This is a genomic window from Asticcacaulis sp. AND118, assembly GCF_020535245.1.
In the GTDB taxonomy this organism is placed as follows: domain Bacteria; phylum Pseudomonadota; class Alphaproteobacteria; order Caulobacterales; family Caulobacteraceae; genus Asticcacaulis.
The window spans coordinates 2051379-2077373 of record NZ_CP084910.1; the positions used below are offsets into that span (position 1 = coordinate 2051379).

Consider the following 25995-nt stretch of genomic DNA (forward strand, 5'->3'; position numbering starts at 1 on the left):
ATCAGGCGATGGGGGGGACGGTATCGTCCACGGTTCGGTTGAGGAAGGTGTCACTGAGTATCTTGCCATCTTCCATATGAATGACGCGGTCGGCATAGGCTTCGAGGCGCGGGTCGTGGGTCACGACGATCACCGCCGCACCGTGTTCCTTGGCCGCGCGGTGCAGCAGCTTGATGACCACCTGGCCCGACACGGAATCGAGCGCCGAGGTCGGTTCGTCGGCAAACAGAAGCTTGGGGTTCTTCGACAGGGCCCGCGCGATGGCTACGCGTTGCTTTTCACCGCCCGACAGGCTGGCCGGCGTCTGCCTGAGGCGCTTTTCCAGCCCCACCTCGGTAAGGGCCGCCACGGCGCGTTTGCGCGCCTCCGGCTTCTTCACCTTGCAGAATTTGAGCACCTGCTCGACCTGCTGCGTGGCGTTGAGCGCCGGGAACAGGTTGAAGCCCTGAAAGATGAAGCCGCAGTGATCGAGGCGGAAGCGGTCGATCTTGCCTTTTTTCTTCTTCCACAGGTTTTCGCCCAGCGCGATCACCTCGCCCTCGTCCGGCTTCATCAGGCCGGACAGGGCCGCGATCAGGGTCGACTTGCCCGACCCGGACGGCCCCATGACCATGGTGACCTGACCGTGATAGGCGTTGAAGTTGACGTCCTTGAGCACGGGCTGCTTGATCTTGCCGATCTTGTAGCTCTTGGTCAGCCCGCGGGCGTCGATAGCGAGTGTTCCGGTCATCGCAGCAGATCCGCAGGTTGGCTTTTCTTGAGGATGCCGAGCGAGAAGAGGCCCGACAGGATGGCGATCGTCAGCAGCATCAGCGCCACGAAGATGACGATGGGCAGGGGGAAGTCCATCGGCACGGAGGCCCAAGCCGCCAGCGCCGCGACGCCCGACACCAGCACGGCGGTGACCAGCAGGCCGGCCACGCCGACCCAGAAGCTCAGCTCCATGATGATCAGGCGCAGATTGCCCATCGACACGCCCAGCGCCCGCAGCGACGCGAACTCCTTGATATTGGCGAGGATGGCGCCCTGCAGCGTCTGCCAGGTGATGACGATGCCGATGAAGATGCCGACGACGACGGCGAAGCCGATCATGATGGCGATGCCGCCTTCGGCCATCATCTGCATCTGGTTGGCCTTAGACAGGTCTTCGCGGGTCCACGCTTTGTAGATGCCGCCGGACAGGACGTTCAGTTCCCTGGTCACCTGCGCCGAGCGGGTCGGGTCCTTGATCTTGACCAGCAGCGGCCCGACGCGTGGCCCTTCATTGACCAGCCCCAGAAGGCGGGCCGTCTGGCGCGAGGTGAAGACCGTCGAATTGAACATGTTGGGATAGCCGGTCACCTCGGAACGCACCCGCACGGTGCGGCCGTTCATCTTGGCCTTGTCGCCCAGCTTGACGCCCAGCTTGGGCATGTTCGAGCGGTCGATGACCACGGCATAGGGTTCCTGAAGCGCCTGAATGACCTCCGGAGAGAAGTCGCTGGGCAGGGTCACCGCGCCCGGCACCGGGTCGATGATAATGACCTGAACGCCGTCGCCCTTCGGCGGCTGGCCGTCTTCGGGGAAGTTGGAGAAGAAGGCCCAGCTACCGCCCAGCGGCATGACCTCGGCCACGTCCGGGTGCTGGAACAGCATGGGGATGATGCGGCGCGGCTGACCGCCGGAATTGGCGAACAGGCTGGTCGCCTTGGGCGGCAGGACCATGATCTGGGCCGGCGAGCGGTCGATGGTGGCGGTGAAGGACTTGGCCATGCCCATGAACATGCCGCTCATGGCCAGAACCAGAAGACCCGCCACAGCCAGCGCTATGACCGCAGCCATATAGCGCCGCCACTCATAGATAAGCGTAGAGAGAGCCAATGACATAAAACAGTTTCCCCGGACCGGGCGGCAGCCGGAATCCCCCCGGCGACGTCAGAGTCCAAAAATATCCGAGAAACGACCGCCCCTCCCGGCACCCGTGCCGGACGCGCCCCGCCCTCTTACGCCTAGCATCCTTAGTTTCATCTCATACGTCCAATTAATTCCACGTAACGATCACAAAAGGCGGGTGCGGAGGGTCTTCGCCCCCGATGATCCGCGGCAGTTTTTGCCGCACCCGCAACGGCATGCGCTGGCCTCATGATTTTTCTCCAACAGATTCAGCGCATTGATTTTTTTGCGCGCTCTGGCACGGCTCTTGCTTCTTCAAAAACATGGTTAACGCCCTTCACGGACACGGAGGCTGACAATGGATAATGCGAGCTATGTCGCCCTGTCGCGCCAGTTGGTTTTGCGCCGTGAACTGGACATCACGGCCAACAATCTGGCCAATATGAACACCAATGGCTACAAGTTCGAGCAGTTGCTGGTGCAGCCCGAACCCGGCCGCCCCGCCTACAACCTGCCGATCAAGGCCCCGGCCAATTTTGCCTACGACAAGGGCGTCGGGCGCGACTTTTCGCAAGGTGCGCTGACCCAGACGGGCAATGATTACGACGTCGCCATCGAAGGCGAAGGGGCGTTTTTCGTCATCAACGGCGCCGACGGCCCGCTCTATACCCGCGACGGCGCCTTCACCGTGTCGCCGCAGGGCGTGCTGGTGACCGGCGACGGACTGCCGGTACAGGGCGACGGCGGCGAGATTCGTCTGAACCCTGAGTTCGGCGCACCGTCGATCTCCGCCGACGGCATCGTCTCGCAACGCTCCGCCGACGGCTCGGTCCGCGTCGGCAAGATCACTGTCGTGCGCTTCGCCAGCCTGTCCGACCTCGAAAAGCAAGGCGACAACCGCTTCCGCGCCACCACCAACGCCGCCCCCGACCCGGCCACCGACGTGCGCCTGCGTCAGGGGATGCTCGAAACCTCGAACGTCAACGCCCTGACCGAGATCACCCGGCTGGTCGAAATCAATCGCGCCTATGCCTCGGTGACCAAGGTCATCGACCAGCAGGCAGAACTGAACCGCAGCGCCGTTGAGCGCCTCGGCCGCGCCGCGTAAGGAGTAAATCATGCGTGCTTTGAGAACCGCCACCACCGGCATGTCGGCCCAGCAGTTGAACGTCGACACCATCTCGCACAACATCGCCAACATGAATACGATCGGCTTCAAGAAACAGCGCGCCGAGTTTCAGGACCTGCTGTACCAGAATGTCGAACGCATGGGCGCGCAGTCGTCGGAAGCCGGCACCGTGGTCCCCACCGGGATTCAGGTCGGTGGCGGTGTGAAAACCGGCAGCATCTACCGCATCCTGACGCAAGGGTCGCCCACGCGCACCGACAATCCCTACGACGTCATGATCGACGGCCGCGGGTATCTGCAGGTGCTGATGCCGTCGGGCGAGACGGCCTATACCCGCGCCGGCAATTTCGCCATCAACGATCAGGGCCAGCTCGTCACCGACGACGGCTATCTGGTCCAGCCGCAGATCACCCTCCCGCAGGACACCAAGGAGGTCTCGATCTCCAAGACGGGGCAGGTCTCGGTGACGCAGGACGGCGTGACGGCCCCGACCGTCGTCGGTCAGCTTCAACTGGCCAGCTTCTTCAACGAAGCCGGGCTAGACGCCATCGGCGACAACCTGTTCCTCGAATCCGGCGCGTCGGGCGCGGCCAATATCGGCACGCCGGGCGATGTCGGTTTCGGCACCCTGCTGCAGGGCTATACCGAAGCCTCGAACGTCGACGCCGTATCGGAAATCACCTCGCTGATCGTCGCCCAGCGCGCCTACGAGATGAATTCCAAGGTCATCACCACCGCCGACGAAATGCTGTCGGTGACCAGCAACCTGCGCAACTAAGGGGCTGATTGATGCACCGCTCGGTCTACATGCTGATGCTCGCCGGGGCCGCCGCCCTGAGCCTCACCGCGCCTCCGGCTCAGGCGCAGGAGACGCTGGTGCTCAAGGCCCGCGTCACGGACGGCGACGGGCGCATCACGCTCGGCGACCTGTTCGACAATGCCGGTCCCGCCGCCGATGTCGTGGTCGGCGCACGCATGGGCACAAGCGCCGTGCTCGACGCCGGGCAGGTGCAGGCCAGGGTGCGTCAGGCCGGTCAGTCCTGGCCCAACCCGCAGGGTCTGCGCCGTATCATCGTCACCGCCGGGGCAGATGGCGAAACGGCTGTCGTGGCGAAAGCCCAAGCCGGCCGCACGAAACAGGTTCTGGTCTTCACCCGCGCGCTGGGCGCCGGGGAGATCGTCGCCCCGGCCGACCTCGCCTATCAGTCCGTTCAGGCGCATCTGGCCGGCGGCGCGCTGGTCGCCGAGGCCGAAACGGCCATCGGCAAGACGGTGCGTTCGCCCGTGCGCGAAGGCGGCGTGGTGCGCCCCACCGACCTCACCTCGCCGGTCGTGGTCAGGCGCGCCGAAATGGTCAAGGTCACCTGGGACATGAACGGCGTCAGCCTGTCCATGACCGGCGCGGCCCAGAAGGACGGCGCGGTCGGCGATGTCATCATGGTCCAGAATCCGCAATCGAAAAAGCTTATCGAAGCCGTCGTCACCGGCCCCGGCAGCGCGGCGACCGGCGAAACCGCCCAGCGCCTGCGTTCGCAAGCCCTCTATTCCTCGCGTTAAGGATCAAAGTCCATGCGTATCCCCGCCCTCGCCCTTTTCGCCGTCACCGCCATTGCCTTGACCGGCTGCGCCAGTGTCAACGAAGCCGTCAACGGCCCGGCGCTTCAACCCATGGCCTACCCGGCGCAACTGGTGCCGCAACAGCAGGTCTACGCCCCGCCGGCCTCGACCTCGGCCTCGGCCAATTCGCTGTGGCGCACGGGGGCCAAGGCCTTCTTCAAGGACCAGCGCGCCCGTCATGTCGGCGACATCCTGACCGTCACCATCGATATCGACGACAAAGCCCAGACGCAGAACACCACCGCCCGTTCGCGCGACGGCAGCTATACCGGCTCGATCCCCAGCATTTTCGGGCTGGAATCGTCGATCGGGAAGATTTTGCCCAGCGAGTACAATCCCGCGGCCGGCCTCTCCAACAACTCATCCAGCGAGTTTTCCGGCAACGGCAGCATCAACCGCTCGGAAAAGATTTCGCTGACCATCGCCGCCATCGTCACCGGCGTCCTGCCCAACGGCAATCTGGTGGTGCAGGGGTCTCAGGAGGTGCGCACCAACCGCGAAGTGCGCGAGCTGATCGTGTCGGGCATCGTCAATCCGCAGGACATTTCCGCCGCCAACATCATCAAGCACTCGCAACTGGCCGAAGCGCGCATCTCCTACGGCGGCCGCGGCGACGTCACGCGGATGCAGGCCGCCCCGGTCAGCCAGAACCTGATGGAAAAGTTCTCGCCGTTCTAAAACCCCCTCTCCCTTGAGGGAGAGGGATGCCCGAAGGGCAGGGTGAGGGGGCGCAACACCGAGCCCGTCACCTTCCCCCTCACCCTGTCGCTAACGCGACTTCCCTCTCCCCGTAGGGGCGAGGGGATTTTAACCATTTTCGGCATATGCTCAGGCTCTTCAGTTGCCCGAGTCCGATGCCCGTTACCCCTGCCTACGAAGCCGACGATTACAAACACCCTGCCCGCCCCGACGGGCAGCGCCCCGACGCGGACGGGCGACCGCCGCGGGAGGAAGCGCCGCTTACCGGTCCGGCGCTGGTCATTTTCCGCATCGAGTTCGCGCTGGCGGCCTTCTGCGTCTTCATGTTTTCCGAAGCCCTGTGGGCGCCGCTGTTCGCCCCCAATCAGGAGAATGGCGGCGAAATGTCGTGGATGCGGCTGTTGTGGCTGCCTGTCTACGGCCTGACCCTGCTGATGAGCGCCCTGCGCGCCGACCGGTTTTTGCGCATTTTACCGGCGCTCGGCATGGGCGCGGCCCTGATCGCCCTGTGCTACGCCTCCGGCTGGTGGTCGATCAATCCGGAGGTCACCAGCCGCCGCTCTCTGGCTCTGGCCTTCACCGTCCTGTTCGGCCTCTATCTGGGCGCGCGCTTCAAAGGCCGCGACCTGACGCAGATCGTCGGCGGCACCTTCGCCGTGCTGGCGGTCGGCAGCATACTGGCGGCGCTGTTTTATCCGAGCATGGGCGTGCACCACGACATCAATGCCGGGGCGTGGCGCGGCCTGTGGCACGAAAAGAACCAGATGGCGGCGCTGATGACCTTCGGCTTCGTCGCCTGCTGCGCCAGCGGCTTCGGCATCCCCGAACGGCGCAAGCTGTGGTTCGGCGCGGCGGCCCTGATCTTCTTTCTGATCCTGATGTCGCGTTCCAAGACCTCGCTGCTGGCCTGTCTGCTGGCGCTGGCGGCCATGCCGGTTCTGTCGGCGCTCCGGCGCGGCGGCGTGCGCAGCGTGCTGTTCGTCTGGGGCGCCGCCACCTTGTCGCTGATCGGCGGCGCGGTCTTCTTTCTGATGCCCGAAGTCATCTTCAAGGCACTGGGCAAGGACCCGACTTTGACAGGCCGCACCGAAATCTGGGAGTCGTTGCTGCGGCTCTCCGATCAGCGCCCGTGGCTGGGTTATGGCTACAAGGCCTTCTGGGGCCCGGACTCGATCCCCAACCAGATCGTCAAGAAAGAAACCCACTGGGACGTGCCGTCGGCGCACAATGGCTGGCTGGACCTGCTGGTGCAACTGGGCTGGGTCGGGGTGATCCTGTTCGGCGCGTGTCTGGCCGCGACGATCTTCTGCGCCCTGTTCCGCTTTGCACGGGTCAAGGACGGCTATTTCTCGGTCCTGTCGTTAAGTATCTTCACCTTCCTCATCCTGTCGGAAAGTTTCATCCTGGGGCAGAACAATCTGATCTGGGTGATGTTCGTCTGCGCCATGGCGCGCCTGACGGCGAACAGGATGGAAGCGGCTTAAAACAAGACCCCCCACCCCCACATCTAGCCGCGTGAACGCGGCGTCGTGCGGTCCCCCTCCCCGGCATAGCCAGGGAGGTATAAGAAAGCATCAATCACACCTCCCCAGTTTACTGGGAAGGGGGACCACACGACGCCGCGTTCACGCGGCTAGATGTGGGGGTGGGGATTCTTTCTTAAACGTCCAAACCCACGGCCTGCGACACGTGCGTCAGGCCATCGGCGCGCAGGCGCTGGACCAGATCGCGCTTGATCTCGTCGACCAGACCCGGCCCTTTGAACACCATCGCCGAATAGAGCTGCACCAGCGACGCCCCGGCGCGGATCTTGGCATAGGCGTCGGCCCCGGAGGCAATCCCGCCCGCGCCGATCAGGGTCAGCCGGCTCCCCGCCACCCGACGTGCCGTGCGCAGGGCCGAGGTCGACAGACCGAACAGAGGCGCACCCGACAGACCGCCGGTCTGCGCCGCATGGGCCGAACGCAGCGAATCCGGACGCTCGATCGTCGTATTGGAGACGATCAGCGCGTCCAGCCCATGCGCGATGGTCGCTTCGACGGCATCGGCAATCTCGTCTTCGCCGAGGTCCGGCGCGATCTTGAGGAAGACCGGGTAATTGTTGCCGGTCACGCGCACCAGATCGGCGCGCGTCGCTGCGATCTGGCTCAGCAGTTCGTCAAGATGCGCCCGCCCCTGCAGGGCACGCAGGCCCGGCGTGTTGGGCGAGGAGATGTTGGCGGTGAAATAGGACGACAGGCCCCACAGGCGCTTCAGGCCCGTGACGTAATCGGCCATGCGGTCGGTCGCGTCCTTGTTGGCCCCGATATTGGCCCCAAGTACCGGACGAACCGAACGCCCCTGATAGCGCTCCAGATGGCTGGCGAAAACCTCCAGCCCCTTATTGTTGAAGCCCATGCGGTTGATGACGGCCTCGTCCTCGCTGAGGCGGAACAGACGCGGACGCGGATTGCCGTCCTGCGGCAGCGGCGTCACCGTACCGCATTCGACAAAGCCGAACCCGGCGCGGCTCATGGCCAGCGGCGCATCGGCATTCTTGTCGAAACCGGCGGCCAGACCGACGCAGTTGCGCACCGTCAGCGCGCCGCCCGCAAAGGCGATCTCCGTGCGCAGTTCCGGCGGATCGTAGCTGGAGCGCGGTCCGAGACCCGCTTTCAGCGCCAGAATGGTCGCCGTGTGGGCGTCTTCGGGGTCGAGCAGGTGCAGCGGCTTGAGCGCCAGACGATAGATATCCATCATTCGGCCCCGATAAGATCCCTGGGCTTCAGCAGGTCGTCGAAGATCGGCCGCCCGGCCACATCGACCTCGAACACGGTCGCCGCCGCCGTCGGATAGGAACCGCGCGCGCGGTCGATCTCGACCTGCGACGCCGCCCCGGCGTGCATATAGTCGAGCACCAGATACTGAATGCCGGGATTGTGGCCGACGATCAGCAAACATTCGCCGGCCTCTTCGTGCGCTTCGACCAGACGGCGCAGATCGTCGGCGCCCATATTGAACATGTCCTCGCGGACCTCACCGGCGATATCGCCCAGCACGCCCTTGATGGCCTCGAAGGTCTGGTGCGTGCGGTGGGCGGCGGAAACCAGCGCGTAGTCGGGTTTCAGGCCGCGGGCTTTCAACGCTTCGGCGACGGCGGCGGCTTCGCGTAAGCCCCGCTGCATCAGGTTGCGCTCGAAATCCTCGCCCGAAGCGCTGTCCTTTTCGGCCTTGCCGTGGCGCATGACGATCAGATGCTTGATCATGAGTCGTGTTCCTTTTCTCGCCGCTTATGGACGCGAAAGGCGTCAGGGTTCAAGCCAAAATCTCCTCCCTGTGCCGAAGGCATGGATGAAGGTCAGGCCGTTTCTTCTCTTCTCCCTACGGCTTGCCGTGGGGAGGTGCATGCGAGTGAAACGAGCAGACGGAGGGGACACCTCGGACGACTGAGCACGCTGAAGCCTTGGTTAGCTGCGCCCCCTCCGTCAGTCCGCTACGCGTCCTGCCACCTCCCCAAACCTGCGGTTAGGGAGGAGAAGAATGCCTAATTCCCCTGCGGCGTCGGTTGCGGCAGCGGCACGCCCAGCTTGTCGCGGATATCGTCGATGACCGACACGGCCGTGCCGCGGATCGGCGCGCGGATCACCCGCTTGCCCGCCTCCATCAGGATCAGCCCGCCCGTATAGGGCCAGATGCGCGGCGCCCAGTCCTCGAACGGCTGCGCCCAGCGCAACAATGAGCGCAGCGGCGGCACGTACAGCGCATAGGACCAGGCGATCGGCTCCAGTTCCGCCGCGCGCAGCAGGTTTTCCAACTGCGTCCGCGAAAAGGGCTGACCATGGCCGAAGGGCGTCTTTTCGGCGTGGGTCCAGAAGCCGCCGCGCGCCACCACCGCCAGAATCAGCCGCCCGTTGGTGGTCAGAAGCCGCGACGCCTCGACCAGCAGGGCCTCCGGGTTCGACGCCTCTTCCAGCGCGTGCATGAGAAAGATGCGATCGAACAAGGCCGACGGAAACGGCGTGTGCTGCTCATCGACCAGCACCGAACGGCTCTTCAGCCCTTCCGGCCAGATTTCCGCCCCCTGCTCTGCCGGCATGGCGGCGATGACGCGCCGGGCAGACGCATTGAACGCATCGAGATACGGCGTGGTGTAACCCAGTCCCAGCACGTCCGAACCGGTCACGTCCGGCCACGCCTCGGCCAGCTTCTGAGCGACCATGCGCCTTGTCACCGCGCCTTCGGGCGTGGCATAGAAACGGCTCAGTTCGGAAACGATGCGGCGCAATGCGGGTCCTCACGGGATCAGACTATCTATATAGGACAGTTTGCGCGCTTTATGAGAGGATTCTGACGTGTCAGGCCTGCAAATTCACCCGTTTTCCGCGCTCAGCGACAATTACGGCTTTGTGATCCGCGATGCGGCCTCGGGCAAGGTCGCCTGTATCGATACACCCGACGCCGACGCCATCATCGCCGCGCTGGAAACGCGCGGCTGGGGCCTCGACTACATCCTCAATACGCACTGGCACCGCGACCACGCGGGCGGCAATGAGGCGCTGAAAGTGCGTTACGGCTGCACCATCTACGGCCCGCAGGAGGTGCTGAAAACCGGGCCTCTGGATCACGTGCTGACCGGAGGCGACCACTTCGTGCTAGGGAGCACGGTGTTCGACGTTCTGGACCTCAAAGGGCATACGCTGGGCCATATCGGCTACAGCGCGCCGTCGGAAAAGGTGGCCTTCGTCGGCGATACGCTATTTGCGCTGGGTTGCGGGCGGCTGTTCGAGGGCACTGCGGAAGATATGTGGGGCAGCCTTCAAAGGCTGCTGGCGCTCGATCCGCAGACGACAATCTACTGCGCGCACGAATATACGCTGTCGAACCTCACATTCGCCGAAAGTCTGGGGGATTCTGCGGCCTTGGCCGCGCGCGGGGTCGATATCCGCGCCCGCCGCGAACGCGGTGAGCCGACCGTGCCCATGCGTCTGGCCGACGAACTCGCGACCAATCCGTTTCTGGTCTATCCCTTGAAAGAAGAGGGTTTCGCCGCCCAGGCCGCAAAGTTCGGCGAGATCAGAGCCGCGAAGGATAAGTTCTAATCTCCTCCCTGCGCTGACAGCGCGGGGCGGAGAGGTCTACCCCCCCGTCAGCACCTTTGTCACGCGCTTGGACGACGGCCTGCCGCCCCAGCCCTTGCTGAGATCGAGCCGCAGCATCAGCGTATCGCCTTCGACCCAGACGCCGGGCGGGCGGCCTTCGATCAGCTTCACTTCCTGCACGGGGGCCAGCAAACGGCGGCCCTTGGTGGTGGCCGACATCTCGACCATGGCGTCGGCCGTCACGGTCGCCGCATCGGCGAAGAGGTAATCGGCCCCCGGCGTCTGCACATCGGCTTCGAAGCGCACCAGTCGCGTCAGCGCCGCAGACGCGCGCTTTGAGGTGCGCACCAGATGCTGGAACAGTTGCGACGGCGACATATGGCCCGGCTCGAAGGCCTCGGCGCGACCGGCCACGGCCACCGGGTCGCCGGTCGGACGGTCCTTGGAGAACAGGATCATCCCGCCCCAGCGCGTCGCCTTGAGCACCGGCTCGCCCATATCGTTCTTGAAGATGATGTCGCCCATCGGGCCCGGCGTCGGGGTCAGGGCCCAGACCTCGCTGTCGCCGTCGAACTGGATCAGCGGATTGCGGCGGCTGCGGTCCAGAACGAAGCTCTCGCCGCGGTCCGTGGTGAAACGCGCCACCGGCGGCGGCGCATTGTTACGACCGTCATTGGGCTGAGACCGGCCGCTCAGCGAATCGCGCAGGGTGCGCTCCGCCTGGGCCTGAGCCATGCCGGCGAACGGCAGGCACAGCGCCAGGAGCAGCAAGCACAATCCCCGGCACAAAAGGCGGGTCTTCTGGACCTCAGACTTCGGGGAACGCGATGTAAACCAGCGGTGTGTCATTGACCGAAGAAGTACGCACGGAAATGGGCGGAATTTGGACCGGGATAGGGATTCTCCGCGGCGCTATCCGTTGTATGGCAAGCCATTGAGGCATTTTTGCCACAAGATGTTCCGCGAATGATTACCGCTCTCAAAAGGGACGGGGACAGAGCATTTCCGCGCTTCACGCATAAAAAATCCCCGCGGTCGGAACCACGGGGATTTTTCCTGAAAATCAGAAGGTTTAGCTCGCCATATGCTGACCGCCGTTCACCGCAATGGTGGCGCCGGTGATGAAGCTGCCCATGTCCGACGCGAGGAAGGCGACGATTTCGGCGACCTCTTCCGGCGTGCCGAGACGGCCGACAGGGATGCCCGACACGATCTTGTCCAGCACGGCGGGGGCGATGGCCGAGACCATTTCGGTCGAGGTGTAGCCGGGGGCCACGCAGTTGACCGTGATGCCCTTGGCCGCCGATTCGAGCGCCAGCGCCTTGGTGAAGCCGATCACCCCGGCCTTGGCCGTCGAATAGTTGGCCTGACCGGCCTGACCCTTCTGACCGTTGATCGACGAGATGTTGATGATGCGGCCATAACCGCGCTCACGCATGCCCTCGATGACCGGGCGGGTCATGTTGAACATCGAATCGAGGTTGGTGTGGATGACCTCCTGCCACTGCTGCTGGCTCATCTTGTGGAAGAAGCCGTCGCGGGTGATGCCGGCATTGTTGACCAAGACCTCGACCGGGCCCAGGGCGGCCTCGACCTCGGCCACGGCGCGCTGACAGTCTTCGTAGCTGGCGACCGAGCCCTTGACGACGAAGACGTCCAGTTCCTCTGCGACCTTTTTGGCGGCCTCTTCGTTACCGGCGTAGCCGGCGGCGACCTTGAAACCGGCGTCCTTCAGACGCTTCACGATGGCCTTGCCGATACCGCGCGTGCCGCCCGTAACCAATGCAACTCTGCTCATTTTTTATCCCTATAAATTCATTCTCATCCTCCCCTGTAGCGAAGCGTACGGGGGAGGTGTCTGTGAACGAAGTGAACAGACGGAGGGGGCAGAGTTCTTGGTGCGCCCCCTCCACCACTTCGTGGTCCCCCTCCCCCGTATCGCTACGCTCACAAGGGAGGATGTAAGATTACCCGACAGTCTCAACGGTCAGGGCCACACCCATGCCCCCGCCGATACAGAGCGTGGCAAGGCCTTTCAGCGGCTTGCCGGCTTCCGCCGCGCGGCGGTTCAGTTCGAAGATCAGCGTGGTCAGGATGCGTGCGCCCGACGCACCGATCGGGTGGCCGATGGCGATGGCGCCGCCGTTGACATTGACCTTCGACGTATCGAGGCCCAGTTCCTTCACCACGCACAGGGCCTGAGCCGCAAAGGCTTCGTTCGATTCGACCAGATCGAGATCGGCGACGCCCCAGCCGGCCTTTTCCAGCGCTTTTTTCGAAGCCGGGATCGGACCGGTGCCCATGATGGCCGGATCGACGCCCGCCGTGGCCCACGATTTGATGCGCGCCAACGGCTTCAGGCCGCGCGCCGCCGCCTCATCCGCCGACATCAGCACCAGAGCCGCCGCGCCGTCATTGAGGCCCGACGCGTTAGCCGCGGTGACCGAGCCGTCCTTGGTGAAGGCAGGCTTGAGACCGGCCACGCTTTCCAGCGTCGCGCCGTGACGGATGAATTCGTCCTTGTCGACCACGGTGTCGCCCTTGCGGCCCTTGATGGTCACCGGCGCGATTTCATCATCGAACCTGCCGGCCTTTTGCGCGGCCTCGGCCTTGTTCTGCGAAGCGACGGCAAACTCGTCCTGCGCCAGACGGGTGATCTCCCACCTGGCGGCGATGTTCTCGGCCGTCTGGCCCATGTGGTAGTTGTTGAAGGCGTCCCACAGGCCGTCCTTGATCATGGTGTCGGTGAACGAGATGTCGCCGAATTTCTGACCGTTGCGCAGGAAGGCCGCGTGATTGGCCTGCGACATGCTTTCCTGACCGCCGGCGATGACGATCTTCGCGTCGCCCAGCGCGATCTGCTGGGCCGCCAGCGCCACGGCGCGCAGGCCCGAACCGCAGATCTGGTTGATGCCCCAGGCCGGGGTGGTGTGGGGCAGGCCGCCCTTGATGGCCGCCTGACGCGCCGGCCCCTGACCCTGGGCGGCGGTAAGCACCTGACCGAGGATCACTTCATCGATCTCTTCGCCCTTGAGGCCCGAACGCTCCAGCGCCGCCCTGATGACGTGAGCGCCCAGTTCGGCCCCCGAAAGCGAGGACAGGCCGCCGAGGAACGAACCGACCGGCGTACGGGCCGCCGCCACGATCACCACCTCAGACACAGTGCTTACCGACATAAAAATTCCCTTTTGAAAATGACCGGACGGTTTCCCTGACACCGCAAATTCACGCGCTTATCCGGCGAGTTGACGCCACGGACCCTGCCCCAAAGGCGTGACGGTGTCACGACACAAAATATGTGCAAAAGTCTCCAAACACGTGATTTTGAGCGAAAATTTTTCGCATATGCACAACCATCACGCCGGATTTACCGCATTTTGCACACGCACACGCGGTTTATCGCCACATCCCCCTTGAACAACCGGGGGAATACCCATTTAGTAGGCTCAGATCTTCCGCATAAGCACAAAAAGCCGCGGAAGGCGTCTTTGTCTTTCGCGATTGCGCACTTTGCATGTTGCGCAGCATGAGATGCGAAGACGGCAACACACACGACCCATGCAGGGGGAGCGAGGACAAACGCATGACCGAAACCAAGTCCAAGGCGAAACGGGGCGACCAGGAACGCGTCGTCATCAAGAAGTACGCCAACCGCCGGCTTTATAATACCGCCACCAGCTCCTACGTCACGCTCGACAACCTGTCGGACATGGTGCGTCAGAATATCGACTTCGTGGTCTATGACGCCAAGACCGGCGACGACATTACCCGAGGAGTCCTTGCCCAGATCATCTTCGAAGAAGAGAGCCGCGGCCAGAACCTGCTGCCGATCCAGTTCCTGCGCCAGTTGATCTCCTTCTACGGCGACTCGATGCAGAACCTTCTTCCGACCTATCTGGAAATGTCGCTGGATGGCTTCGCCAAGCAGCAGGAGCGGTTCCGCTCGCAATTCTCGCAGGCCTTCGGCGGCGCGCCGGGCCTCGGCTATTTCGACGAGCAGGTGGCGCAGAACCTGGCCATGTTCGACCGCGCCATGCGCATGTTCTCGCCCTTCTCGTTTGCGGCGCCCGGCGCCACGGCGGGCGGGGTTCAGCCCGCCGAAGCCCCCGCCGCGCCGCAACCGGCCGCCGCACCGGCCCGCGACAGCGATCAGGTCAACGAACTGCGCCAGCAGATCGAGGCCATGAAGGCCCAGATCGATCAACTGGCCACGCGCAAATAGACGCGGCCTTAACGGAAATCGTGTATAGAGGGCGGGAACTTGAAGCCTCATGCCGAAAAGTGGGCACCAGTTTTCGGAAAAACATGAGGCGTTGCAAAGATTTAGAGCATTCGTCGGGTCAACAGGGCCGACGAATGCTCTAATTTCCGCCCTTTTTCGTCACCGAGTTTCCTCTGTCAGAATGACTAAAAAGCCCAACCTTCCCGTCCCTGCCGGTCCTGTCGTGGAGCACGAACCGTCGCGCACGCGCCGGATCAACAAGGCTTACGAGAATGTCGACTACGCGGCGCAGGTGCTGGGGGGCGGCGAAAAGCGCGGCCTGCGCGGCGGGCCGGAGACGCTGGGCCGGGCAAAAAAGACCTATCTGTCGTCCGAATATTCCGGGCCGAACGATCGCCGCCCGGCTCCGGGCCGCATCAAGCAAGAGAAGATATAGGGTTAATTGATTTTAACCGAACGGCACGGCTCTTGCAGCGCGCTTCGCAACTGTTGCGGAGCGTCTCATGCACACCCTCACGCCCTTCCTGATGAAGACCTTCGACGTCCTGCTGGTCGCCACCATCTTCACGCTGTTCACGTAGCCTGCGCCCACTAACGGGTGCAGGGGCCGCGCCCCTGCAAACTTACCTGCAAACTTAACCGAACTCGAGGTCACGGCGAGCCGTGATGATGGTCACGATAAAGCCGGCCAGCACATCGAGCAGCGTCATGGTGGTCAGCAGGAAGAAGGTCGAGGTGCCGAACGGGCGCAGCAGCAGGAACTCGACCAGACAGATGATGAACAGGATCATCGACAGAGAGTGATTGACGATGGCCACGCTGTCCGAACGGGTTGATTTCAGCAGTTCGAAGAACAGCATGATCAGGCCGATGAAGACCACCACGTCGCCGGTGGAGATCAGCCAGCGCGTACCGTCCGACGGCATGGGGATGCTGAACAGGACGTGGCTCAGGCCGTTATAGGCGGAATTGGCGTCGCTGCCGAACATATGGAACAGGGCGACGATGTTATACACCGCGACCGGTATGGCCAGCATCGGGAAGGCGGTCAGAAAACCCCCATCGTCCTTTTTGGCGGGCGCGTTGGCCATATGCTTCCCCGTTTGCGAAATGACAGCCGTACCTACTACCGCGTTTCGCTGATCCTGACTAGCCATCCCGTTAACCCTGTTTCAGGTGAGGTTTAAAGCTCGGTCGTGCCCCCCGGCAGGCGGCGGCGACTGTTGAGCCACATGACGCCCGGCAGATCCTTCAGCGCGTTCTTGAGGCGGCCCCAGTTGGTGTATTTGGAATTGCCCGTCGTGCGCGGCCGGTCGTCGACCGGCTCAAAAAGCGTATCATAGCCTTCGCGGTTGACCAAGGCCGGGATGTAGCGGTGCATATTGTCGAAATAGGGCAGCAGCAAATAGAGGTCGCGGCGGATGGCCTTGATGCCGCAGCCGGTATCGTTCGACCCGTCTTTCAGCAGGCTCTTGCGGATGCCGTTGGCCCAGCGCGAGGCCCACTTCTTCGACGCCGTGTCCTGACGGCGGCGGCGCTCGCCGGCGACCAGTCCCACGGACGGCGCGGCATTGAGCAGGATGGTCGCCACATTGAGCACGTCCCTGGCCGGGTTCTGCCCGTCGCCGTCCATCATGGCGATGACGCGACCCTTGGCGTGCAAGGCGCCCGTGCGCACGCCGCCCGACTTGCCGACATTCTTTTCGTGCCGCAGAACGCGCAGTTCCGGCACCGAGGCCTTGAGACCGGTCAGAACCTGCAACGTCTTGTCTGTCGATTTGTCGTCGATGAAGATCAGTTCGTAATTGCCCGCGCCCAGCCCCGCGTCGAAGGTGGTTTTCAACTCCTGCACGACCTGCGTGGTGGCCCCCTCTTCGTTGTGAACGGCGACGACGACGGACACGGATACAGGCATAGGAATAGCGCTCATCAAGGAATGGAATTGGGCCGACGACTCCGTCGCCGGTAATATGAGTCTGGCGTCTTATCAGGTTTGCGGTTAAGCGTAAACCGAACACCCCACGCCTGAGATTCAGGTGCGTCTCAACACCCGGATTTCGCGTCTGCGAGCAGCCTTAGAGCGTTTTCCGATCTGATTGCCTCAGATCGGCGCTCCAGATTTTAAGTTAAGACGCACTTTTGGCCCGAAAAGTGCGTCCCACCTTTCGGAAAGTGCTTTGGCAACCATGTCGACCAAGAAATTCTCCCCCCTGAGCCCCGATCTGCGCGGTCCGCTTCTGGCCGCCATCGTCGCCTTTCTGGTCGGCCTGCCCTGCGCCCTGCTGATTCCGCCGCTCGACCGCGACGAATCGCGCTTCGCCCAGGCCTCCAGCCAGATGCTGGAGTCGAAGGACTTCATCAATATCAGCTATCAGGACGGCCCGCGTCACAAGAAGCCCGTCGGCATCCACTGGCTGCAGGCGGCGTCCACCGCCCTGACGTCCGACGTGGCGGCGCGCGACATCCTGTCGTACCGCTGGCCGTCGCTGTTCGGTGCGGCGCTGGCGGCGTTCGCCATGACCTGGGGCGCGGGCTTCCTGTTCGACCGGCGGCAGGGCCTGATCGCCGGCGTGCTGTTCGGCGTATCCTTCCTGCTGTCGTCCGAGGCCTTCATCGCCAAGACCGACGCCGTGCTGTGCGGCCTGACCACCCTGTTCCTGATGGCGCTGGCGCGCATCTACGTCACCTATCGCCACCGGACGGACGTCAGCGAGAAACCGAAACTCACCAAGTACAAGCTGATCTTCTGGCTGGCCTTCGCCGGCTCGGTGCTGATCAAGGGCCCCATCGGCCCGATGATGTTCGCCGCCACGGCGCTGGCCCTGCTCGGCTGGGACCTGCGCGCCAAGGTGCCCGGCGCCGCCGACTGGCTGAAACAACTGGGTTGGGCATGGGGCCTTCTGATCACCGCCCTGATCGTCGGACCGTGGGCCATCGCCATCACCATCGCCACCGACGGCGCCTTCTGGGGCACGGCCATCGGCGACGATTTCGCGCCCAAGCTGGTGTCGGGTTCCGAAGGCCATTTCGCCTGGCCCGGCTATCACACCCTCGGCCTGCCGCTGCTCTTCTTCCCGATCAGCTTCCTGCTGGGCGGCGCGCTGCAAACCGCCCTGTCGCGCTATTCCGAGCCCGTGGTGCGCTTCGCCATCTGCTGGTTCGTGCCGGGCTTCCTGATCTTCGAAATCTCGCCGACCAAGCTGGTCCACTACCCGCTGCCGACCTATGGCGGTCTGGTCCTTCTGGCCGTGCTGGGCCTGACCCTCCCGCTGAAGACCTGGGCCAAGGTGATGAACACCGGGCTCGGCCTGTTCGGCGGCTTCCTGATCACCGCCATCGCCGCCTACGGCCTGTCGGAGTTCGGCCATGCGGGCGTCGCGCCGCTGGTGACCATCGTGGCCGCCGCCGCCCTGCTGATCGGCGGTCTGGGCGCGCTGTTCCTGTGGCGTCAGCAACTGAACACGGCGCTGGCCTGCCTGATCGGCGCGGGCGTCGTCGCCCACCTCGGCTTCGTCGCCACCCTGTCGGAACTGAAACCGATGTGGATGTCGCGCAATCTCGAAGCGGCGCTGGTCGAAACCGGCCTCGATCCGCGCAAGGGCCTGCAACCGGGCCCGGTCGCCACGCTGGGCTTTGCCGAGCCGTCCTTCGTCTTCGCCATGGGCACGAAAACCGAGCTGGCCGACACGCCGGATCAGGCCGCCGCCGCCCTGCGTCAGGGCCGCCCGGTCTGCGTGGAATCGCGCCACGACGCCGAGTTCCGCCGCAGCGTCGACGCCGCCGGGTTGAAGCTGCGCGCGGTTAAAACCATTGAGGGATATAACTATTCCAACGGCGATGAAGTGAAGATCACGCTCTACCAACTTCAAAGGTGATTATGGGCGCGCATCTGAGTCCGAAAACCGCTGCGCACTTTTCGGGAGGCGCTTAACGCAGGGCGGACCCGTCGGGCGACGTATCACCTCTGTAACAAGAATACAGAGGAGGCGTCATGTCACCGGACACAAGAGCCGCCATCGCGTTCAGCCGCTTCGGCCTGGGCATTACGCCCAGGGGCCTCGGTGCGGCGCTCAGCGATGCGCAGGGCGCGCTGCTGGACGAACTGAAGAACCCGCCGGCCCTGACCATGACGGTCAGCGACATCCAGCGGGAGTTGGGCTTTTCCACCGCCCTGCCCCCGACGCCGGAACTGCTGGCGCAGATCGCTGCCTATAACCGCGCGCGCAAGGATCGCCGCGAGATGCAGGCCCAAAATCAGGCCCAAAATCAGGCCCAGATGACGCCTGACATGGCCGCAGGCAAGCCGCAAAAGGGGCCACAGAAGGGGCCGCAAAAGGAGGATGACACCCAGCGTCTGCCGCAGGCCGTCACCTATGGTGAGGTCGGGGCGCGGCTCAACGCCTGGGGCGCAGCGACCATCGGCTTCCACGAGCGGCTGGTCATGTTCTGGGCCAACCATTTCGCCGTATCGGCGGACAAGGGCCTGCCACTGCGCGTGCTGGCCGGGGCTTATGAGCGCGAAGCCATCCGCCCGCACGTCACCGGCCGCTTTCGCGACCTGCTGCTGGCCGCCGAACGCCATCCGGCCATGCAGCTCTATCTCGACAACGACGCCTCGATCGGCCCGAACGCGCGCGCCAACCGCAACGGCAAGCGCGGCCTCAATGAAAATCTGGCGCGCGAAATCATGGAACTGCATACGCTGGGGGTCAATGGCGGCTACAGCCAGACCGACGTGACCAGCTTTGCCAAAGTTATAACGGGCTGGGGTGTGGATCGTGGCGGTCGAAGCCCTGACGGCTTCCGCTTCAACGCCAATGCCCACGAACCGGGCGCGCAGACCGTTCTGGGCAAGCGCTATGCCGATGACGGCGAACGGCAGGGCGTGCGCGTGCTGGAAGACCTCGCCAGACACCCCGCCACCGCGAAGCACATCGCCACCAAGCTGGTCCGCCATTTCGTCAGCGATCAGCCGCCCGCCGCCGTCGTCGAGCGCGTGACCCAACGCTTCCTCGATACCGACGGCGACCTGACGCAGGTCTATGCGGCGCTGATCGAGGCCGAGGAGAGCTGGACCGCCCCGCGCGCCAAGCTGCGCACGCCGCAGGAATACGTCATCGCCAGCCTGCGCGCGCTGGACACGCCGATCCAGCCCCAGCGCTTCGCCCAAAGCCTGCGCGTACTGGGTCAGCCCCTGTGGCAGCCCCCCGGCCCCAACGGCTTTTCCGATCTGGCCTCGGTCTGGGCCACGCCGGAAGGCCTCAACAACCGGCTCGACCTCGCCTATCAGCTTTCCGAGCGCCCGGCGGAGAAAACCGACCCGCGGCGGTTCGCCGAAGACCGGCTGAAAGGGCTGATATCCGAGACCACGCGCCGCGCCGTGGCGCTGGCCGAAACCCGCCCGCAGGGCCTGGCCCTTGTGCTCCTCTCCCCCGAATTCATGAGGCGTTGATACCATGATCCACCGCCGCTCCCTCCTCGTTGCTTCCACCGGCCTGTTCGCCTCAGCCTTCCTGCCGCAAACGGCCTTCGCCGCCGGTCGCGACCCGCGCTTTGTCGTCATCATCCTGCGCGGCGCACTCGACGGCCTCGCCGCCGCCCCCCCCGTCGGTGACCCGGACTTTGCCGCGCTGCGCCCGCCCGCCTGGGAAGGCGACGCGCTGAAGCTCGACGGCTTTTTTGCCCTGAACCCGGCCATGCCGAACCTCAACCGCCTCTACGGCGCGGGTCAGGCCGCCATCGTCCACGCCGCAGCCACATCCTACCGCAACCGCTCGCACTTTGACGGTCAGGACGTGCTGGAATCCGGCCACGACAAGCCGGGCTATGCCGATAACGGCTGGCTCAACCGCCTGATACTGTCCTTGGGCCAGGGCGAGAAAATCGGGCAAGCGCATAAGGCCCTGTCGGTCGGCACGCTGACCCCGCTGGTCATTCGCGGCGAAGCGCCCCTGCTCGGCTGGGCGCCTCAGCAGCTCAAGGCCGCCGATCCCGACCTCGCCCCGCGCCTGCTGCGCCTCTACGGCGAGACCGATCCGGCCCTGATGACCGTGCTGGAAGAAGGCATCGCCACGGGCAAGATCGCCTCCAGCATGGACCCGATGAAGGGCGGCGGCGGACCGGCGGGCGCCATGGTCGAAATGGCCAAGGGCGCGGCGGCGCTGATGGCGCGCGACGACGGCCCGCGCATCGCCGCCATGGCCTTCGACGGCTGGGACACCCACACCGCCGAACAGCGCCGCCTGACGCAATTATTGGGCGGGCTGGATCAGTCGATCGCCGCCTTCGAGCAGGGCCTGGGGTCGAAATGGGCCGATACGGTGGTGCTGGTGGCGACCGAGTTCGGCCGCACCGCGCGCTTCAACGGTACGCAGGGCTCAGACCACGGACAGGCGACGACGGCCTTCCTCGCCGGCGGCGCGGTCAAGGGCGGGCGCGTCATCGCCGACTGGCCGGGACTGAAGGCCGGGCAACTGTACGAAGGCCGCGACCTCAACCCGACGACAGACCTGCGCGGCGTGGTAATGGGCGTGGCCCGCGACCATCTGGGGGCCGATGTGCGTCGATTACAGACAGAGGTGTTTCCGGGCGCGCTGGGCGTCAAACCGCTGGACGGGTTGGTGGCTTAGCTCAAATCATACCTCCCCACCTATGGTGGGGTATAGCGCAGCGAAAGTATAGCTTTCGCCAGCGATGGGACCGCCTCCTTAAGCTTATTCATACCTCCCTACCTCTGGTGGGGAGGGGGACCGCGCGAGATCGCGAAGCGAGCGAGATGTGGTGGTGGGGGTTCTTACTTTCTTTCACCATCAGCTTACGCTGAAACTCAGTAAGATACCCCACCACCACGCCCTTCGGGCGCGGTCCCCCTCCCCGCCGAAGGCTGGGAGGTATAAGGCGGCCTAAGCCGATGTCGCTTTCAAACCGATAATCGCCACCAGCAGCATCCCCAGAAACAGCAGCCGCATCGGCGTCACCGCTTCGTGGAACAACACGATGCCGAGGATCGCCGCGCCGATGGCCCCGATCCCCACCCACACCCCATAGGCCGTGCCGATGGGCAGGGTTTCCGCCGCCTTGGCCAGCAGGAACATGCTCGCGGCCAGCGTCACCAGCACGAAGGCCGACGGCACGGGCTTGGTAAAGCCCTGCGTATATTTCAGGCCCACGGCCCAGCAGATTTCCAGCAGGCCAGCGATAATCAGATAGACCCACGGCAGGGGCAGAAACGTCGTCATGACGCACTCCTTGGTTAATTTCTCGATGTCAGGGAGCGTCGTCTTGTCTGCCCGGCGTTGCTGGCGCGCATCTGTACCCCAAAACCGCGTGGCACTTTTGGGGATGCGCTGACTCCGGTCCCGGTACGGCGCGTCTCGTCGGGAACAGAGGACCTATAGCAAATGCGGCGCACGCGATAAAGCCCTGAACCGGTTCGGCTTTTCGCCACATTACAATCCGTTAAGTCATTACGCAAAATTCATTAAATAAATCAAATGATTAAATCCCGTTCATGACGTTCATTTAATTTGAAACCATCGGCGCGCTGAGGCATACCCCTCTCAACGGCGGACAACACCCCGCTCAATACAAGCAAATCTCAAACCGAATACTTCACATATTGAAAGGATATCACCATGCAAATCTCCCTGACCGGCCTGACCTTCCTCAGCTTCGCCGCTTTCCTGACCGTCGCCCTGCTGACCATCTGATCCAATACTTACAGCCTCGAAAGGATTACATCATGACCCAATATCTGACCCCGCTCTACTTCCTGTCGATCACCGCCTTCTGCGTGATCTCGCTGCTGACCATCGCTTAAGGGAGGGGACCATGAGCACCGTATTGACCGGCCTCTTTTTCCTGTCTTTCGCGGCCTTCGCGTCGTTCGCCCTGCTCGTCATTTGAACGATGCTGGATGAAGAGTAACCCGCGTACCGACAGGGAGGCGCTGATGCCATCCGCATACAGCCAGACGAACAAAACGGACAGAAGATCGCTCTTCTGTCCGTTTTCTTTTTGGCCGTTTTTGTTTATGCCGCCCGGTGCGTCAGGACCCGCCCGTCCTCCAGCCGGTCCAGATGCCCGTAATCGTCCAGCGTCCGTAGCAAGGTCAGAATACGCTGCCGATGGCGCGGCCCGTTGGCGAAGGCCCGCACCACCTCGTCCTCGGACAACACGCCGGCGCGCTCCACGGCCTTGAGCACGGCGAAGGGCTGGGCATCGCGGCTCTTGGGGAAGTCCGGCCGCAGGATTTCGGCGGACACGCTTTCCAGTTCCAGTTCGCCGCTCTGCACCCCGGCCGCCCTGGCGTAGCGCGCAATCTGATAGTCGGGCCGCAGCCAACGCACCTGCCCCGCCGCCTCTTCCGCCGCCCGCTCGCGGTTAAGCGCCACCAGCCGGGCCAGCACCTCTTCGTCGCGGACGTCCTCCGCCCAACCATAGGCCGCCAGCACCGCGCGATCGAGCCGCTCGTGATACTCCTTGAGGATCAGCACCAGCCCGTCGTCGAAGATGCGCCGCTCCTCCGGCGTCAAGGCATCCGGTGCAACGCCTGCCTTCAGCCGCTCCAGCACATTGTAAAGCCTGGTGAGCGTCAGGTGTGGATGGTCGGTCAGCACGCGCTTGCGGTGGGCATCGAGTGCCTCGGCGATATCACCGATGACCTGCCGCTGCGCCAGATCGGCCTCCGGGAAGGGGAACGGGTCGAAGCAGCGGGATTTCACATACACCGCATCGCCTTCGTACATGCCGATCTTGGCGGAATTGGCCACGTACCAGAGGAAATGCACTTTGGAGTGAAGCACGCCCAGTCCAAACCCGTCGGACAGCGCAATATTGACCAGCTTATTATCCGGTAAAATAGAGGAATCAAGGAACTGAAACACCCGATGCTTGGCGGTCTCGACAGTGGAAATGTAACGAGGCAGACCATCCAATGCCTCACGAAGGTCCGTATTCTTTCGTCCGAACAACCACCAATTCAGACGTCTATAGTCTTCGTTATTGGTATCTCGCTCTGGTTTCACCGTCATCAACAGATGCTGATAAATCGCCGGGTGACGCAGCCGCACCTGCTCGCCGGATAAGCCGTGCATATCCAGCGCATACAAATTGCGCGATCTGCCCATCAAGTCCCGCCCGTTCCGGTAAGGCTTGATGCAAGGCGTTTTTTCTCCACCTAACCCCAGATGCACGGCCTCGACATGGGAAACAAGAAACCCTCGCCCGTGCAGAGCTACTCCGCGTGTCGCTAACGCCTCATTGGCGATAAGGGACCTGGCCAACGCCACATCCACCCCCACCGTCAGATCGGCATTGATCCGCCCCCGTTCCGCCGTATAGACGATATGCGGCGTATCGCTGTCGAGATCGCGCTCCGCCACAACCGCCTCCAGCACCCCCTCGTGCGCTCCGGCCCGCGCCACGGTCATGGCGATGCGCACCGCCGCCGAGTCCTTCGTCGCCTTGGTCCATGGATGATCGGCGATGGCGTAGATCAGGCTCAACGCCTTCTTCGCGTTCAGCCAGCGTTCGACCGTCTTGCGCTGAAAGACCTGCGTGATGGAATTGGTCGTCACAAAGCCGAACCGCAGCAGCTTCGTCTTCTTGCGCGTCAGTATATCCGCCGCCCGATCCCACCAGTACATGACCAAATCGGCGCTGTCGTTCATCGCCTTGTGCGAGGCCCAAAGCGCCTCGACATAGGGCCCGCCCAACCGCTCACGCACATCCTTGCCCCCGATAAACGGCGGATTGCCGACGATGAAATCCGCTTCGGGCCAGTCGGGCAGCCGCGCATTCGCATAACCCGCCGACGTCTCCGGATAGCCCTCCCAGGTCAGCACCGCGTCCTTGCATTCGATATTGCGAAAGTCCCGCAATACCGGGTCGTTCGGATGACCGTCATGCGTACGGTAGTGCCATTGCAGATAACCGATCCACACCACCAGTTCGGCGATGGCCGCCGCGCGCGGGTTCAGTTCGATCCCCAGAAACTGATGCGGATCGACCGTCTCGAAGCTCATCGTCTCCGTCTCGCCCAGATCGAGCAGCAGTTCCAGCACCTCGGCCTCCAGCCGTTTGATCAGCTCCAGCGCCGCATAGAGAAAATTCCCCGTTCCGCACGCCGGATCGAGGACCTTCACCTCGCACAACCGATGATGAAACGCCTTCGCCAGCGCCACGGCGGCCTTCACGTCGCCCTGCGCCTTGACGTCCTCGATAGCCATGCGCTTTTCCCGCCATTCCTCGCGCAACGGCTCCATCACCGTCACATTGACCAGCCGGTCGACATAGGCGCGCGGCGTGAAATGTGCCCCCAGCCTGGCGCGCTCCTTCACCTCCAAGGCCTGCTCCAGCAGCGTGCCGAAGATGGCCGGCTCGACCTGCCGCCAGTCGGCATGGGCCGCCTCTATCAGCTCGCCGATCTCCTCGCGCCCCAGCGCAAAGGCCCGCGCGTGTTTGAACAGCCCGCCGTTGAAACGCCGCAGATGCTCGCCCAGCCCCGAATAGAATCCGCCGGTGTCCATCTTCGCCCACAGCTCTTCGATCATCGGCACGAAGATCGACGGATCGGCCGCGCAGCGCTGCAAGAGCCCCTTGAAACTGTCGGCGGGCAGCAAGCCTACATCCTCGGCGAACATGGTGAAAACGCAGCGCATCAGAAACGGCGCGACCGCCGACGCCGGATGCCCCTGCTTTTCCAGCGCCTTCGACACCTCGGCCAGCCTTTTCGCAATGGCATTGGTCACCCGCGCCCGTTCGGTTGCCGGGTCGAGCGACTGCGGCGCTTCCCAGATGGCTTTCAGGCGCGCGCGGATATCGTCATGGCGCAGGTCTTCGAGGAAGATACGGAAGCCCTTGCGGTCGGGAAACTGCGTGTAGTTGCGCCCCGTTCCGGTGAAATCGGCATAGATTTCAAAACTGTGCCCGACATCGCAGGTGATGAGAAACAACGGCGCCGCATGGTCGGGCGGCAGGCGGAAGACGTAGCCCTCGGCCTGCGCACGGGCCCGCATCATCATGGCGTCCCAAGCCTTGCTGACGCTGCGCCGCCCCTGCACGCCGGGCTCGAACGGCAGCACGCCCTGATCGGGATTGCGCGCCTTCTGCTGCGACTGCTTGGCTTCGAGAATGAAGGCCCCACGCTTGTACAGGTCGATGCGCTTGGTCGATTTGACGCCCTCGCTCTCGCGCGAACGCACCGGCGCTTCGAACTGATAGCCGCCCAGCCGTGCGCCGCCGCTGGCCGGATCGGGCCGCCCGACCTCCAGCACATCGCACAACTCGCTGAGAAACATACTGTAATTGGCGCGCTCCGCCCCGCCCTCGCCGCTGGTCCAGCGACGCAGAAACCCCTCGATATCCATAAACCCCCA

At 63.8% G+C, this 25995-nt stretch carries 23 protein-coding genes; 11 read left to right on the forward strand and 12 right to left on the reverse strand.

Annotated elements, in window-relative coordinates:
• Position 1: 1 nt before the first annotated feature.
• Both LH365_RS09920 and LH365_RS09925 read right to left on the reverse strand, forming a co-directional pair.
• Positions 2–730: an ABC transporter ATP-binding protein gene (locus LH365_RS09920; protein WP_226743482.1), complete on the reverse strand. Its 729-nt coding sequence runs from the start codon at positions 728–730 to the stop codon at positions 2–4.
• Positions 727–1866 carry an ABC transporter permease gene (locus LH365_RS09925; RefSeq protein ID WP_226743483.1) on the reverse strand — a complete coding sequence of 380 codons (1140 nt, stop codon included), beginning with the start codon at positions 1864–1866 and terminating at the stop codon, positions 727–729. Before LH365_RS09925 ends, LH365_RS09920 begins: the two co-directional genes overlap by 4 nt.
• A 364-nt stretch (positions 1867–2230) precedes the next feature.
• On the opposite strand from LH365_RS09925, the gene flgF reads away from it, so the two are divergent.
• The 5 genes from flgF to LH365_RS09950 all read left to right on the forward strand — a co-directional run bounded on the left by flgF (position 2231) and on the right by LH365_RS09950 (position 6801).
• A complete protein-coding gene (gene flgF, locus LH365_RS09930; RefSeq protein ID WP_226743484.1) occupies positions 2231–2980 on the forward strand; it encodes a flagellar basal-body rod protein FlgF in 750 nt (249 codons plus the stop codon).
• 10 nt (positions 2981–2990) lie between these two features.
• Positions 2991–3779 carry a flagellar basal-body rod protein FlgG gene (gene flgG / locus LH365_RS09935; protein ID WP_226743485.1) on the forward strand — a complete coding sequence of 263 codons (789 nt, stop codon included), beginning with the start codon at positions 2991–2993 and terminating at the stop codon, positions 3777–3779.
• Between the two features lie 11 nt (positions 3780–3790).
• Positions 3791–4558 carry a flagellar basal body P-ring formation chaperone FlgA gene (gene flgA, locus LH365_RS09940; RefSeq protein ID WP_226743486.1) on the forward strand — a complete coding sequence of 256 codons (768 nt, stop codon included), beginning with the start codon at positions 3791–3793 and terminating at the stop codon, positions 4556–4558.
• A gap of 12 nt (positions 4559–4570) precedes the next feature.
• Positions 4571–5296, forward strand: a complete 726-nt coding sequence (gene flgH, locus LH365_RS09945; protein ID WP_226743487.1) for a flagellar basal body L-ring protein FlgH — start codon at positions 4571–4573, stop codon at positions 5294–5296.
• A 176-nt stretch (positions 5297–5472) separates the two neighbouring features.
• Positions 5473–6801: an O-antigen ligase gene (locus tag LH365_RS09950; RefSeq protein WP_226743488.1), complete on the forward strand. Its 1329-nt coding sequence runs from the start codon at positions 5473–5475 to the stop codon at positions 6799–6801.
• A gap of 175 nt (positions 6802–6976) precedes the next feature.
• Here LH365_RS09950 and LH365_RS09955 read toward each other — a convergent pair whose 3' ends face one another.
• The 3 genes from LH365_RS09955 to LH365_RS09965 form a co-directional block, all read right to left on the reverse strand.
• Positions 6977–8053, reverse strand: a complete 1077-nt coding sequence (locus tag LH365_RS09955; RefSeq protein WP_226745473.1) for a quinone-dependent dihydroorotate dehydrogenase — start codon at positions 8051–8053, stop codon at positions 6977–6979.
• Entirely contained in the window at positions 8053–8562 is a 510-nt protein-coding gene (locus LH365_RS09960; RefSeq protein ID WP_226743489.1) for a histidine phosphatase family protein, read from the reverse strand. Before LH365_RS09960 ends, LH365_RS09955 begins: the two co-directional genes overlap by 1 nt.
• A gap of 278 nt (positions 8563–8840) precedes the next feature.
• Positions 8841–9581: a class I SAM-dependent methyltransferase gene (locus LH365_RS09965; RefSeq protein ID WP_226743490.1), complete on the reverse strand. Its 741-nt coding sequence runs from the start codon at positions 9579–9581 to the stop codon at positions 8841–8843.
• Between the two features lie 67 nt (positions 9582–9648).
• Between LH365_RS09965 and gloB the strand changes: the two genes are divergently transcribed.
• Positions 9649–10395 carry a hydroxyacylglutathione hydrolase gene (gene gloB, locus LH365_RS09970; RefSeq protein WP_226743491.1) on the forward strand — a complete coding sequence of 249 codons (747 nt, stop codon included), beginning with the start codon at positions 9649–9651 and terminating at the stop codon, positions 10393–10395.
• Positions 10396–10431: 36 nt separating this feature from the next.
• Here gloB and LH365_RS09975 read toward each other — a convergent pair whose 3' ends face one another.
• From LH365_RS09975 to LH365_RS09985, 3 genes are all read right to left on the reverse strand, one after another.
• On the reverse strand, positions 10432–11166 hold the full coding sequence (locus LH365_RS09975; protein ID WP_226743492.1) for a DUF4908 domain-containing protein: 735 nt from the start codon (positions 11164–11166) through the stop codon (positions 10432–10434).
• Positions 11167–11467: 301 nt separating this feature from the next.
• Positions 11468–12193, reverse strand: coding sequence for an acetoacetyl-CoA reductase (gene phbB / locus LH365_RS09980; RefSeq protein ID WP_226743493.1), 726 nt, complete (start codon positions 12191–12193; stop codon positions 11468–11470).
• Positions 12194–12362: 169 nt separating this feature from the next.
• Positions 12363–13556: an acetyl-CoA C-acetyltransferase gene (locus LH365_RS09985; protein ID WP_226745474.1), complete on the reverse strand. Its 1194-nt coding sequence runs from the start codon at positions 13554–13556 to the stop codon at positions 12363–12365.
• A 422-nt stretch (positions 13557–13978) separates the two neighbouring features.
• Between LH365_RS09985 and phaR the strand changes: the two genes are divergently transcribed.
• Complete coding sequence (gene phaR / locus LH365_RS09990) at positions 13979–14617, forward strand: polyhydroxyalkanoate synthesis repressor PhaR (protein WP_226743494.1); 639 nt, start codon at positions 13979–13981, stop codon at positions 14615–14617.
• Positions 14618–14798: 181 nt separating this feature from the next.
• Entirely contained in the window at positions 14799–15053 is a 255-nt protein-coding gene (locus LH365_RS09995; protein WP_226743495.1) for a hypothetical protein, read from the forward strand.
• A 199-nt stretch (positions 15054–15252) separates the two neighbouring features.
• Here LH365_RS09995 and LH365_RS10000 read toward each other — a convergent pair whose 3' ends face one another.
• Together LH365_RS10000 and LH365_RS10005 are read right to left on the reverse strand one after the other, a co-directional pair.
• Entirely contained in the window at positions 15253–15708 is a 456-nt protein-coding gene (locus LH365_RS10000; protein WP_226743496.1) for a hypothetical protein, read from the reverse strand.
• 92 nt (positions 15709–15800) lie between these two features.
• Positions 15801–16532: a glycosyltransferase family 2 protein gene (locus LH365_RS10005; protein WP_226743497.1), complete on the reverse strand. Its 732-nt coding sequence runs from the start codon at positions 16530–16532 to the stop codon at positions 15801–15803.
• 271 nt (positions 16533–16803) lie between these two features.
• Here LH365_RS10005 and LH365_RS10010 point away from each other — a divergent pair, with 271 nt between their 5' ends.
• The 3 genes from LH365_RS10010 (at position 16804) to LH365_RS10020 (ending at position 21246) form a co-directional block, all read left to right on the forward strand.
• The gene (locus LH365_RS10010; protein ID WP_226743498.1) at positions 16804–18492 is read left to right on the forward strand and encodes a glycosyltransferase family 39 protein; all 1689 of its coding nucleotides are present in this window, start codon (positions 16804–16806) and stop codon (positions 18490–18492) included.
• 116 nt (positions 18493–18608) lie between these two features.
• On the forward strand, positions 18609–20069 hold the full coding sequence (locus tag LH365_RS10015) for a DUF1800 family protein (protein ID WP_226743499.1): 1461 nt from the start codon (positions 18609–18611) through the stop codon (positions 20067–20069).
• A gap of 4 nt (positions 20070–20073) precedes the next feature.
• Complete coding sequence (locus LH365_RS10020; protein WP_226743500.1) at positions 20074–21246, forward strand: DUF1501 domain-containing protein; 1173 nt, start codon at positions 20074–20076, stop codon at positions 21244–21246.
• Positions 21247–21519: 273 nt separating this feature from the next.
• Here the strand turns inward: LH365_RS10020 and LH365_RS10025 are convergent, their stop codons facing one another.
• On the reverse strand, positions 21520–21837 hold the full coding sequence (locus tag LH365_RS10025) for a multidrug efflux SMR transporter (protein WP_226745475.1): 318 nt from the start codon (positions 21835–21837) through the stop codon (positions 21520–21522).
• Positions 21838–22647: 810 nt separating this feature from the next.
• Positions 22648–25986: a DNA methyltransferase gene (locus LH365_RS10030; RefSeq protein ID WP_226743501.1), complete on the reverse strand. Its 3339-nt coding sequence runs from the start codon at positions 25984–25986 to the stop codon at positions 22648–22650.
• Positions 25987–25995: the final 9 nt, after the last annotated feature.